The 12,375-nt window shown below is 50.4% G+C and carries 10 protein-coding genes; 6 read left to right on the forward strand and 4 right to left on the reverse strand.

Annotation, left to right across the window (positions count from 1 at the left end; translation table 11 throughout):
* The first annotated feature begins 861 nt into the window (after window positions 1–861).
* The 6 genes from IQ256_RS18160 (at window position 862) to IQ256_RS18185 (ending at window position 9,125) form a co-directional block, all read left to right on the forward strand.
* Window positions 862–1,893 carry a heme A synthase gene (locus IQ256_RS18160; protein ID WP_193856971.1) on the forward strand — a complete coding sequence of 344 codons (1,032 nt, stop codon included), beginning with the start codon at window positions 862–864 and terminating at the stop codon, window positions 1,891–1,893.
* A gap of 139 nt (window positions 1,894–2,032) precedes the next feature.
* Entirely contained in the window at window positions 2,033–3,010 is a 978-nt protein-coding gene (locus tag IQ256_RS18165; protein WP_193856972.1) for a heme o synthase, read from the forward strand.
* A 32-nt stretch (window positions 3,011–3,042) separates the two neighbouring features.
* On the forward strand, window positions 3,043–4,062 hold the full coding sequence (locus IQ256_RS18170) for an ABC transporter ATP-binding protein (RefSeq protein WP_193856973.1): 1,020 nt from the start codon (window positions 3,043–3,045) through the stop codon (window positions 4,060–4,062).
* Between the two features lie 95 nt (window positions 4,063–4,157).
* Window positions 4,158–5,030, forward strand: coding sequence for an ABC transporter permease (locus IQ256_RS18175; protein ID WP_193856974.1), 873 nt, complete (start codon window positions 4,158–4,160; stop codon window positions 5,028–5,030).
* A gap of 113 nt (window positions 5,031–5,143) precedes the next feature.
* Window positions 5,144–5,503, forward strand: a complete 360-nt coding sequence (locus IQ256_RS18180) for a hypothetical protein (RefSeq protein ID WP_193856975.1) — start codon at window positions 5,144–5,146, stop codon at window positions 5,501–5,503.
* Window positions 5,504–5,759: 256 nt separating this feature from the next.
* On the forward strand, window positions 5,760–9,125 hold the full coding sequence (locus IQ256_RS18185; RefSeq protein ID WP_193856976.1) for a valine--tRNA ligase: 3,366 nt from the start codon (window positions 5,760–5,762) through the stop codon (window positions 9,123–9,125).
* 60 nt (window positions 9,126–9,185) lie between these two features.
* Here the strand turns inward: IQ256_RS18185 and IQ256_RS18190 are convergent, their stop codons facing one another.
* The 4 genes from IQ256_RS18190 to IQ256_RS18205 all read right to left on the reverse strand — a co-directional run bounded on the left by IQ256_RS18190 (window position 9,186) and on the right by IQ256_RS18205 (window position 12,272).
* A complete protein-coding gene (locus IQ256_RS18190; protein ID WP_193856977.1) occupies window positions 9,186–9,437 on the reverse strand; it encodes a DUF4351 domain-containing protein in 252 nt (83 codons plus the stop codon).
* A 20-nt stretch (window positions 9,438–9,457) separates the two neighbouring features.
* Window positions 9,458–9,988 (reverse strand): DUF2887 domain-containing protein, encoded by a 531-nt coding sequence (locus tag IQ256_RS18195; RefSeq protein WP_193856978.1) that lies wholly within the window; start codon window positions 9,986–9,988, stop codon window positions 9,458–9,460.
* Window positions 9,970–11,274, reverse strand: a complete 1,305-nt coding sequence (locus tag IQ256_RS18200) for a hypothetical protein (protein ID WP_193856979.1) — start codon at window positions 11,272–11,274, stop codon at window positions 9,970–9,972. Before IQ256_RS18200 ends, IQ256_RS18195 begins: the two co-directional genes overlap by 19 nt.
* A 146-nt stretch (window positions 11,275–11,420) precedes the next feature.
* The gene (locus IQ256_RS18205; protein ID WP_193856980.1) at window positions 11,421–12,272 is read right to left on the reverse strand and encodes an Rpn family recombination-promoting nuclease/putative transposase; all 852 of its coding nucleotides are present in this window, start codon (window positions 12,270–12,272) and stop codon (window positions 11,421–11,423) included.
* Window positions 12,273–12,375: the final 103 nt, after the last annotated feature.

Consider the following 12,375-nt stretch of genomic DNA (forward strand, 5'->3'; position numbering starts at 1 on the left):
ATTCTGGCCATACCAAAGGCTAGCAATGGTGACGAAAATACCCACTAACAGGGTCAAAATAGGACTTGGAATATTCACAGTGGTGATTCACGGACCTAAACGAGTCCGGCTAACGAAGGGGGGGGTGAGTTGAGCTGGCAATCGAGAGCGCAGGCTGGTCGAGTTTTGTTGCCTCACACAAGGTAGCGCTATTTCTATCGGTATGAGTGCTTTGTTAAACGATTGTTTTGCGCTTTAATCTTTTCTCCATAATCAGCTCTTTTTGGCGAGCCCATAAAGAACCTTAGAGCTGTCTGTCCAGCATTTCCACTCATTTTTGCTTTGAAGTAGAAAAATAGGTGAGAGAGACGTAAGCCAGATGCTATTCCGGGTGCTGTTTCTAATGGGATCGAGGCTAACTTATGGTTTACGTTTACACAGTGGCTGTATAAGCTAATACACTCATCTGGGCTCGCTGCAAATACTAGCGAGAACAGCACTCTGATAGCATTTGCAGCCATCGAGCGATCGCTCGATTGACTTGGAAACAGACACAATAAATAACAATATTAAGCAAGATTAAGCGTTTAAAGACGTATCTAAAGGAAAATGTCTACGTTCAGAGAATATTTAGTTCGTTGCGCTATATTTTCACTCAGCAGCATTGAAGTCTTGCCAAAAACTCCTGCCGAAATCTTGCCGACAAGATTCGGCTGAGAGTAATAACAAAAAGCAGCACAGCAGAAATACGAAACAAACCTTAAGAACGAAGCTAAACAGGTTTGGCTTCTGATGAGACTACTAGAATTTATCTAGAGTGCTCTGGGCTGACACTCAAACGAAGACTCTTTTTTAGTCAATTACCTCTTTAGACCTCTCTACATGGCTAACTCTAGCTCGTTCAACTTCAATTTTCTGAAAGCCGTCCCTTCAGCGAACACTTCAGTGAATACCGTAGATAGCTATTGCCTAGATTCGGCAGAAATAACCTTTATTCGGCGCTGGGTTTGGAAGATGGCTTTGGCGACGTTAGCACTGATGGCCGTGGGCAGCGCCACTAGGGTGATGAATGCTGGTCTTGCCTGCCCCGACTGGCCTTTGTGCTACGGCCAGCTAGTCCCGACCGCTCAGATGAACCTCAGGGTGTTTCTAGAGTGGTTTCATCGTGTGGATGCTTCTTTGATCGGCTTAATGGCGATTGGACTAGTGGGTCTGTGTGCGTGGTATCGGCGATCGCTGCCTACTTGGCTACCTTGGGCGGCGGTGGGCGCTTTGTTCTTGATTGTGGTGCAAGGTATTTTAGGCGGTCTGACCGTGATTGAGCTGCTGCGATTCGACATCGTCACAGCCCATCTAGGAACGGCGCTACTGTTCTTTTGTAGCTTGCTTGTGATCGCTCTATTCCTGCTGCCTTATCGCCCCACTGGTAATACTGGCAAGCTGCCCTGGCTAGGGCTATCCGCCGCTGGGCTGGTCTATGGTCAGAGCATAATCGGTGGCCTAGTAGCCTCTAGATGGGCCGCCCATCAGTGTTTTGGTCTCTCCGAGCTGTGCAACATGATGAACGCGCACATTGCTGGCGTGCTCCCACCGACGTTGGCAGTACTGCTGCTAGTAATCAGCGTCTGGCGGACACCTGCGCTCAACAGCCATTTGCGGATACTGGCAAACGCTGCGGGCGGGTTAGTTGTTCTACAAATTTTGCTCGGGATCGCCACACTTAAGCTGCAGCTACAGGTAGAGCCGCTAACGGTTTGTCATCAGACTATCGGCGCAGCTCTGCTAGGTACGTTAGTCGGGTTTTCAGTACTGTCTCTACGCGACTATCGAGCTCCACACAACTACCGGGCTCCGCTAGAGGTACCTGCACCTGATCAGCAAATGACTTCTCCCACTTCTTCAGCAGCTTTGTAGCAGTAACTCTTTAGCCTCTTTTAGAGCTGCCTCAAACCTGACTCAATCGCCTGCGCCAAACTCTTGTACTGAGTCTTGCGCTCAAGCAGCCTTTCACATTCTTTCTTGAACTTAATTGCAATAGGACTTTCCTTAAACTATGCAAACCTCGATTTGGACCGCGCGACGCCATGACGGCCCCCGGCAGGTCATTCAAAGCTATTGGCAGCTGACTAAGCCGCGCATCATTCCACTGTTGCTGATCGAAACAGCAGCGGGGATGTGGGTTGCCGGAGAAGGCCGAGTCGGTCCAGTTTTGCTGTTGATCACGCTGCTTAGTGGCACGCTGGCGGCGGCGTCAGCTCAAACGATCAACTGTATCTATGATCGCGATATTGACTACGATATGGAGCGGACTCGCCATCGCCCGATCCCATCCGGTCGAATTCAGCCTAGAGACGCTCTGCTGTTCGCGATAGTGATGGCAGTGCTGTCTTTCTCGCTATTGGTGACTTTTGCTAACCTGCTCAGCGCTAGTCTGGCAATGTTGGGGATCTTGGTCTATGTAGGCGTTTACACCTTTTGGCTAAAGCGGTCTTCACCGCAGAATATTGTGATTGGGGGTGCAGCTGGCGCGATTCCACCGCTAGTAGGCTGGGCAGCAGTCACAGGCGAGCTGAGTTTAGCGGCCTGGGTGTTCTTTGCCATTGTGTTTGTCTGGACGCCGCCTCACTTTTGGGCACTGGCGATGCTGATCAAAGACGACTATGCCAAGGTGAATGTGCCAATGCTGCCAGTTGTCGTTGGTAATGAGGAGACAGCCAAGCAAATCTGGCGCTACACAGTTGGATTGGTTCCACTGACGCTGCTCATGGTGTATCCATTAGGTGCCTGTGGCGCAATCTATGGGTTGGGTGCCACAGCACTAGGTGCCCTTTTCCTAAAAAAAGCTTGGCAGCTACGCAATCAGTTCAATGATCGTGACCTGGCTAGAGACACTTTCAAATACTCTATTTTCTACATGATGCTGCTTGCGGTAGTCATGGTAATCGACTCGCTGCCACTTACCCGTTTTGGTATCAGCAGCTTAGTAAGCGGATTGCAGGGCATCTATCACTCGATTCCCATAATTGGCTAATCTATAGTCATTCGCTACTCTTCATCGCTCCCATGCCCCCTGCTGTTCTTGTCGAAAACCTTAAAAAATCCTATGGCAGCGTAGAAGCTGTAAAGGATGTTTCCTTTGCTATAGAGCCTGGTGAGATCTTTGGACTGCTAGGCCCTAATGGCGCAGGGAAAACAACCACCATTCGCTGCTTATGCACGCTAACTACGCCAGATGCTGGCAAACTGGAGCTGATGGGCGTTTCGGTATCGAACAATCCTCGAACGGCTCGGCAGCTACTAGGCTACATTGCTCAAGAAGTTGCTCCAGATAAAGTTCTAACAGGCCGAGAGCTACTGGAATTGCAGGCTGCGATCTATCACTTGCCAAAGACGCAGGCAAGAGAGCGGATCGATCAGATGCTGACGCTACTAGAAATTACCGACATTGCCGATAGACGAACAGGCAGCTATTCTGGCGGTCAATTAAAACGCCTAGATCTAGCGGCAGGACTGTTACACCAGCCCGCCGTGCTGATACTAGATGAGCCGACGGTGGGCTTAGATATTGAAAGTCGCTCGGCGGTATGGCGATTTTTGCGGCAGTTGCGCGAGCAGGGAACGACAATTCTGCTGACTAGCCACTATCTAGAAGAAGTGGACGCGCTAGCTGGGCGAGTGGCGATTATTGACCGAGGCAAGGTGATTTCGACTGGGACACCTGCGGCGTTAAAAGCTGAAGTGGGGGGCGATCGCATCACCCTACGCATCAGAGAATTTACCGGTGACGATGAAGCCGAACATGCCCGCTCTCTGCTCGCTGATTTGCCGGTTGTGCAAGATGTGATTATCAACAGCGCTCAGGGCAATTCTCTAAATCTGGTAGTGGATAAGGGGGGAGAGGCTTTACCTACAGTACAGGCCGCGCTCAAAGAAGCGGACTTACCGATCTTTGGTATTGCTCAGTCTCAGCCTAGTTTAGATGATGTCTATCTAGCGGCAACCGGTCGAACTCTGATGGACGCGGAGATGGCGGCAGTCGGCAAGCGAGATCTAAAAAAAGAGCGAAAGGCGAGCATGAAATAAGCCAGCTAGAGTTGCGCTAGCCTAGATATAAGCCTAGAAAATTCAAGTCAGAATATCTATTGACCAAATCTGCAAGAAATATAATGAGTTGATCTATGAGTCAATCTATTGCCTCTACTCCTATCGCTAACAATGCTGTTGCTCAGCTTCAATCACCGGGCACCAAAGAATTTATTCAAGAAACGGGCGCGCTCACCCGTCGCCTGTTCATCCAGCTTCAGAGGCGACCGACTACGCTAGTTGCTGGCGTCATCCAGCCTTTGATGTGGCTAATTTTATTTGGAGCGCTTTTTCAAAACGTGCCGAGTGACCTATTTGGCGAAAGCCGCAACTACGGTCAATTTCTCGGCGCGGGTATTATCGTTTTCACCGCTTTTGCGGGAGCGCTCAACGCGGGTTTGCCCGTGATGTTTGATCGCGAATTTGGCTTTCTCAATCGTTTGCTGGTAGCGCCCTTGGCTTCACGGTTTTCGATTGTGGTGGCTTCGGCGCTGTTTATTGCCACGATGAGTCTGATTCAGACAACGGCAATTGTCGGGCTGAGCGCGGTACTAGGCGCTGGATTGCCTGGCCCAGCAGGGCTGCTACTGATGACCTTTATCGTCCTGCTGCTGGTGTTTGGCGTGACGGCGCTGAGCTTAGGACTAGCCTTTGCACTACCGGGGCATATTGAGCTGCTAGCGGTGATTTTTATTACTAATCTGCCGCTGCTGTTTGCCAGTACTGCTTTGGTGCCTTTGTCATTCATGCCGTCTTGGCTACAGGTCGTGGCCAGCCTGAATCCGCTGAGCTATGCGATTGAGCCCATTCGCTATATCTATTTACACTCAGACTGGGACTTTGGTAGTACGGTAATGCAGGCTCCGTTTGGCGATATTAGCCTGGGACTGGCAGTTGGACTATTGTTGACATTTAGCGTGGTGGCTCTGGCGACGATTCGTCCTTTGATTAGCCGTCGAATCAGCTAGCGGCTATCTAAAAACGGGCCAAAAACGGGATCGGCACAAGTTTTCTGGCAAGAATAGCTACAGTTGATAGACTGTTGGCAGCTCTTTTAAAAAACCTTTGGAGAAGTGAGTAGATGCAAAAGGCTTTGGTTGGACTAGCGGGCTTGAGCGTGATGCTGGGGCTGGGTATGAGCGTTGGTGGGCTGGGTGCGATCGCGCAGGATTCTGGCATTGCCAATACGGCTGAAGACTTCAAGTCAGCAGATAGTGATAGTGGCTTTTTAGGCTCCAACGTTGACATCTGGGATATCTTTCATCGCTCCGCGACGCTCTCTGGCGCTGGCGTTACCGACGAAGGCTTCCACCGCAGCCAAAGCCGCCGGATCAACCGCGAAGCTGAGTCCTTACGCGAACGTCAGCGGGCCATTATTATGGAGCAGCAAAACAGCGTAGAACAGCAGGACAGTGAAATAGTGCCTGAGACAGGCGAATAACTTTTGTCAGACTGAATTGACTTCCAGCTCTTACGACTGAGATTGATTCGCGACTAGATCAATTCACTGTTGAGCCAATTTGCTATCAACTGGCCCTCTGATAGCCTTACCTTTACAACTTTGATAGATAGGCACCCGACCACCTGCGTTTGGGTGCTTTTTGCTATTACTAGCTCAGTGGATCAGGTCGCCAGATGTATGAGCGTTCAAATCACTGCTACCATTTAGCTGATCAACCCTTGCTTATCCCTTTGCAATGACTGCCACCACCCCTGCCCTCGCCAGCCAGTACGATCCCACGACCACTGAAACCAAGTGGCAAGACTACTGGCAGCAAAAAGAGGTCTTTAAAGCCGACCCTAGCAAAGGTGGTGAGCCGTTTTGTGTGATGATTCCGCCGCCAAACGTCACGGGCAGTCTGCATATAGGCCACGCTTTTGAGCAGGCGCTGATCGATACCGTCGTTCGCTATCAGCGGATGAAGGGAAAAAATACGCTGTATTTGCCAGGGACTGATCACGCCAGCATCGCCGTTCAAACGATTCTAGAGCAGCAGTTTGCTGATGAAGGCCAAACCCGCGAGTCGGTTGGGCGAGAGCGGTTTCTAGAACGGGCTTGGGAATGGAAGCGCGAGTCGGGTGGGACGATTGTCGGACAGTTACTCAAACTAGGCATCTCGGCGGACTGGTCTCGTGAGCGCTTCACGATGGATGAAGGGCTTTCTACAGCGGTACTGACGGCGTTTAATCAGCTTTATGAAGAGGGGCTGATCTATCGCGGCAGCTATATGGTGAACTGGTGCCCAGCCAGTCAATCGGCAGTCTCTGATCTAGAAGTAGAAAATAAGGAAGTCGATGGCAAGCTATGGCACTTCCGCTATCCGCTAGTCGGCGAAGAAGGTGAGCTAGAAGTTGCCACGACTCGCCCTGAAACTATGCTGGGGGATACGGCAGTCGCGGTGAATCCTAATGATGAACGCTATCGGCATCTGATTGGCAAGAAGCTGTGGCTACCGATTGCCGATCGAGAGATTCCTATTATTGGCGATGAGTTTGTTGATTCAGAGTTTGGTACAGGCTGTGTGAAGGTGACACCCGCCCACGATCCGAATGACTTTAAGATGGGTAAGCGTCACGACCTGCCAGTTATCAACATTTTGAACAAAGACGGCACGCTCAATGAGAATGCGGGCACAGACTTTGTTGGAGTTGATCGCTTCGTAGCCCGCGATATGGTGATCGAGAAGCTCACTGCAGAAGGCCGGATGGGGGAGATTGAAGACTATCGCCATTCTGTTCCTTATAGCGATCGCGGCAAAGTCCCGGTCGAACCGTTGATCTCTACTCAGTGGTTTGTCAAAATCGAACCGCTGGCTCAGCAAGCACTGACCGCCCTCGATCAGAAAAGCGATCCGCAGTTTGTGCCCGAACGCTGGACCAAAGTCTACCGCGACTGGTTAGTGAATCTGAACGATTGGTGTATCTCTCGTCAGCTGTGGTGGGGACATCAGATTCCTGCTTGGTATGTCGTCACCGCAACAGATGGCGAAATTTGTGATGACACACCGTTTGTTGTCGCTAAAAATGAAGGAGAAGCCTGGGAAAAGGCAAAAGCTAAGTACGGCGACGACATTCAGCTCAAACAAGATCCAGACGTACTCGATACCTGGTTTTCTTCGGGTTTGTGGCCGATGTCTACCCTAGGCTGGCCAAATACAGACGCGCCTGACTATCAGTTTTACTATCCGACTCAGACTCTGGTTACTGGATTTGACATTATCTTTTTCTGGGTGGCTAGGATGACGCTGATGGCGGGTCACTTTACTGGCAAGATGCCATTTGAAACCGTCTACATTCACGGTTTGGTTCGCGATGAAAACAACCAAAAGATGTCGAAATCGAAGGGCAACGGCATCGATCCGCTAGTGCTGATCGGCAAGTATGGAACCGATGCCCTGCGCTATACGTTGGTGCGCGAGGTAGCGGGCGCAGGCCAGGATATTCGCCTAGACTACGACCGACAAACCGATGAATCTTCAGCAGTAGAAGCCTCTCGTAATTTCACCAACAAGCTTTGGAATGCCTCTCGCTTTGTGATGATGAACTTAGATGGGCAGTCGCCCTCTGCGCTAGGGATGCCGGGTAGTGCCGGGCCTTTGGAACTCACAGATCAGTGGATCATATCAAAGTTTCATCAGGCGGCAGGGCGATCGCGCACCCATCTAGACAAATACGGCATGGGCGAAGCTGCTAAGGATCTGTATGAATTTACCCGAGGCGACTTTTGCGACTGGTATATCGAGCTTGTCAAACCGCGTCTGTATGGCGAAGGTGAAACTAAGAGAACCGCGCAACAGACTTTGGCCTACGTTTTAGAAGGCATTCTCAAACTGTTGCATCCTTTCATGCCCCATATTACAGAGGAGCTGTGGCATACGCTCACGGGGGTAGGCGAAGAAGACTGCCTGGCCTTACAGCGCTACCCTGAGCCAGAATCCGAAAAGATCAACAGTGAGTTAGAACAGCAGTTTGAATTGTTGTTTGATGTAATCAGAACAATTCGCAACTTGCGAGCAGAAGCAGGGGTAAAGCCTTCTGCAAAGATTGAAGCTATTCTCAAGACCGATAGCCCCGATGAGCTAGCAGTACTAGAGTCTACGCAGGCTTATATCCAGGCGATGGCGAGAGTAGAAACGTTAGCCATTCAAAACACGGATTTGGCTCCAGAGTCGGAGATAGTCGCAGAGACGCTGACTGTTTCTAGAGCCGCAGAAATCGTTGAAACGGCAGCGCCTGGAACCGTTAATTCTACACTTGAGCGACTTTCAAAAACCTATCGCGACCCGTCGGATGTCTCCGCTTGGGAAAAAGCATTGGATGCGGTCTTACAGTTTCTAGACGAGCCTGTTAAGTACTTTCAACTGTTTTTTAGCGATTATAAAAAACCAGCGCTGTCTCTAGCGATAATTCTAGGCACGGTGATAACCTACCGCGTACTCGATTCGATGCTCGATTCTATTGATGAGGTGCCTGGTCTCAGAGGATTGTTCCAATTAGTGGGACTGTTCTACGTGGGTCGATTGGGTGTGAGGCGACTGTTTAAGGCAGAAGCGCGCGATCGCACATTCGCTGAATTGAAAGAGATCTGGAGCAGGATTGCGGGCGATCGCACCTCAGCAGAACCAGAACCTGCCGCTCAATCTATCAGCCAACCAGCAGAGCCCTACATCGAAGAAGAATCTGCTGCACAAGAAGAGACGACAGCCGTAGAGACGATAGAAGTAACACCTGCCCCAGAAGGTGTATCCCCAGCCGACCTAGTTCGAGCCACTTCGCAACCGATGCCAGAGTCAGGCGATCAGCGAAAGATGTTTGCTGGCGTAACGGGCACCGTGCAGGTGCTGATCCCGCTGACGGGCGTTGTCGATGTCGATGCGCTGCGGGCAAAGCTAGAGAAAGATCTAGCGAAGGCAGAAGGTGAGATGAAGTCTCTGAACGGTCGTTTGGGCAATCAGGGATTCGTCAATCAGGCACCAGCAGAGGTAGTGCAGGGGGCCAGAGACGCACTGGCTGAAGCCGAAAAGCAAGCGACACTGGTGAGAGAGCGGCTAGCTATGCTGTAGAAGCTCATTGCTTCTGAACCGAGCCAATTGACTGAAGCCTATATTAGAACGGCCTGCTTTTTACAACCAGTCTTGCAGTTCAGTCAGCGTTGAAAAATCTGGTAGCAAGTCGCATAGAGCATCTAGCTCCTCTATCGTTAGTTCCCTGATTTGGGCGCTAACGGTTTCAGGGAGTTCACCTAACAGCTTTTGCGAAACTCGTAGAATGACGTTAGCTTTTCCCTCTTGAAGTCCTTCTCGATAGCCTTCTTTGTAACCATCCCAGTAACCTTCTTGATAGAGCCTTGTTTCTTTAACAGAAATGTCCAGCATGGCTTCTATCTCAATTTGGCTCAACTGCTCGGGTCTGTATCAGGTAATTGTAGCCATTCTTGTAGCTTGGTCAGCGTTGAAAGATCTGACAGTGAGTCGCCTAGACACTCTATATCTTCTATTGGTAGTTCCCTGATCCGAGTGCTGATAGCCTCTGGCAGTTCACCTATCTGATTTTTCAAAAGTCGTAGGATGAGGTTGGCTTCACCCTCTTGACGGCCCTCTTGACGACCCTCCTGGTAAAGTCTGGTTTCTTTAACGGGAATATCTAGCATTGTTCCAATCTCACTTCGGCTTAGCTGCTCAAATTTGTACCAAATAATTGTGGCTACCATGTCTATAATGACACGGCTTTCTTCGGCTGTGGCTTCTGTTTGGGCTCTGCTGATCAGATTGCGAGCGTCGGTGACCGCAGCACTTTCGTCTACGGTCGTTAGTACCATCAGCCCCACCCAAAGCGGTAGCTGTCGAATATCACCTAGCTCGTCTAGATAAACTCGTTGAACCTGTTCGCCGTTCAGGGCAAGATCTTCTAGCGCCGGCTTCTCCAAAGTCTATGAAGCCATAGGTGACTCTGCTGCTTGATAAAAAAGAACAGATACACACTCACGATCGCGGCTAGGCAGAAGCCGCCAATGCTGTTGTAGGTATCGATAATTCGCTGATCGCTCCAGCCATAAACGATGCTTAGTTGGTTCATATCGCCGCCAATATGCTCTGATCCGCCAAATAGGCTACCCCAGGGAATGGCAACTAAGCCTCTGTCAATCTGTCGCCACTGCCACAGAGCGCCTATCAGTGTGAATCCGGCGAATAGCGCTGCCGGATAGCGAAAAAAGTCCCACCGCCAGTATTCAGGTAGTGGAAAGTAAAAGCTCACAATTAACAGCGTCGATAGGTAGAACTCGCCGCCGATGCCGCCAAACGATAGCAGCATATCGAAGGTGTCTTCTGAGATCAGCCATGTCATGCAAAATTGGGCGAGCCCCAATCCCACCGCCAGTCCCATCGACCATCGGCTCTCTTCCTTGATCCCGCGCCAAAATAACAATCCCAATAGAATCAACACGCCGAAATATACAAACAAAGACTTTTCATCGCCAACGTTTGTCCAGCCAAAAGGTAGTGGCGTCGCCCGGTGCCCTCCTAGCCACGCGATAGTCGCATGGCCAAACTCATGTATCCAGATATCTACGCCGAAGAGTAAATGCTTTGTGATCTGCACCGAATTTAAGAGTGCCGCGATCAATAGCAGTCCTGGAAAAATGACTGCATTGCTGACTCGATTTTGAAAAGAGTACAGATCTAGATCATCAGCCGTTGTTTGAGCTTGCGGTCTCGGCTGCGGAGGCGAGATTGTTTTTCGCCACAGCACTCTGTTGTTTTTATCGAGTTGATAGAGTCTGATCGTTTCGATATCAGCGATCGCATCAGAATTTGCAACGAACTCTCTCAATACCCGTTTTACTAATGCGACAGCTTGGGACGGCGATGTCTGCTCCTGTGGGGTGATGGCGAGGTTGAGTGTCCTGTTTTTGGTGCTGGCTCTAGCGGCGATCGCATGAGAAGAAAGGGCGGTGATCAGCGGCTCTAGGGGATTGGCTGAATCATTAGGGTCGAGTGTGGATGTCGGTGTAGGTCGGACAATTGCGATCGCCTGCAAATGTTCACGAATGGTTTCTCTGGCTGCTTTCAAAGCCGCAATGCTCTTTCGATCGTTGGCTTGGATGCATTGCGATCGCAGTCGAAAGTAGGCCGCGTCCACTTCTTCTAAGGTTGCCTCTGCCCTCAATTGTAGCCGTTCGTAGCACAGCGCTAGCTCACTATCCTGTCTCATTTGCCACGCGCTCTCCGCCTTAGCTCATCGTTTTCAGCATTCCCACCGAAGCGGCGTTAGCTGAGGCTAAATAGCAGGCAGCGTTAGCGAGAGAGCGGCTAGCAAGGGTATTAAAAACTCAGTCTTTCTGAGTTTGTTAGGTTGAACTAAGGCTGCTCAGGGTTAGACTTTTCTTGTAGCCAGTCTTGCAGCTCGATCAGCTCAGAAAATTCCATCAGTGAATCGCTTAGTTCTTCTAAGTCAGCTAGCGACAGTTCTTTGACCTGAGTGCTTACAGCTTCTGGGAATTCGCCTAGTCGCTTTTGCAGCAGTCGGAGAATGAGGTTGGCTTCGCCTCGCTGTATGCCTTCTCGTATGCCTTCTTGATAGAGTCTGGTTTCTCTGACGGGGATGTCTAACATCGCTTCAATCTCACTTCGGCTGAGCTGCTCGAATTTGTACCAAATAATTGTCGCTACCATGTCTATAATGACACGGCTTTCGGCGGCTGTGGTTTCTACCTGGGCTCTGCTGATCAAATCGCGAGCGTCGGCAACAGCAGTAGCTTCCTCTATGGTGGTCAGTACCATTAGCCCTACCCAAAGCGGCAATTGCTGGATATCGCCTAGTTCGTTTAGATAGATTCGGTGGACTTGTTCTCCGCTGAGGGCGACTCGGTGCGGGTACAGATCGCTTTGCTCGGTGCTGCGAGAAGGATAGATAACAACGATTTGCCAATCAGTACAGCGGTCACGATTTCGATAGAAATATAGCGCTGTTTCTGCAAAGAGTCGTTCGTAAAGGCGCTCGTCTTTTTGCATCTGCACTTCGCAAAAGTAGACGGGGCCAGGAATGTCTTCCGGTAGCAAGAAAACGCCGTCTATTTCAAAGCGGGGTTCTTTGACGGCTACGGAGTCGAAGCGATAGGCGTCGGCATTAGCGGGTGGATTAGGGATTAGATCGAATAGCAGCATGGGCGACTGCTGAAAGAATTTGTAGAAGATGGAGTCGCGGCGCATGTTTGCTCAAAAAAAGTACAGCAATCTTATCAGGATGTTGAGAGGGCATAGCGGCATGACGGTTCTTTGTCTTTAGGTTTCGCTCGCGGCAATTTTTGTCGAT

It is taken from the genome of cf. Phormidesmis sp. LEGE 11477, from assembly GCF_015207105.1.
Taxonomy (GTDB): domain Bacteria; phylum Cyanobacteriota; class Cyanobacteriia; order Phormidesmidales; family Phormidesmidaceae; genus Phormidesmis.

Bases quoted from the DNA above. Each gene is read 5' to 3' on its own strand.
- IQ256_RS18200 (WP_193856979.1), bottom strand. From the start codon at position 11,274: ATGAGACAGGATAGTGAGCTAGCGCTGTGCTACGAACGGCTACAATTG.
- IQ256_RS18160 (WP_193856971.1), top strand. From the start codon at position 862: ATGGCTAACTCTAGCTCGTTCAACTTCAATTTTCTGAAAGCCGTCCCT.
- IQ256_RS18205 (WP_193856980.1), bottom strand. From the start codon at position 12,272: ATGCGCCGCGACTCCATCTTCTACAAATTCTTTCAGCAGTCGCCCATG.
- IQ256_RS18180 (WP_193856975.1), top strand. From the start codon at position 5,144: ATGCAAAAGGCTTTGGTTGGACTAGCGGGCTTGAGCGTGATGCTGGGG.
- IQ256_RS18190 (WP_193856977.1), bottom strand. From the start codon at position 9,437: ATGCTGGACATTTCTGTTAAAGAAACAAGGCTCTATCAAGAAGGTTAC.
- IQ256_RS18165 (WP_193856972.1), top strand. From the start codon at position 2,033: ATGCAAACCTCGATTTGGACCGCGCGACGCCATGACGGCCCCCGGCAG.
- IQ256_RS18175 (WP_193856974.1), top strand. From the start codon at position 4,158: ATGAGTCAATCTATTGCCTCTACTCCTATCGCTAACAATGCTGTTGCT.
- IQ256_RS18185 (WP_193856976.1), top strand. From the start codon at position 5,760: ATGACTGCCACCACCCCTGCCCTCGCCAGCCAGTACGATCCCACGACC.
- IQ256_RS18170 (WP_193856973.1), top strand. From the start codon at position 3,043: ATGCCCCCTGCTGTTCTTGTCGAAAACCTTAAAAAATCCTATGGCAGC.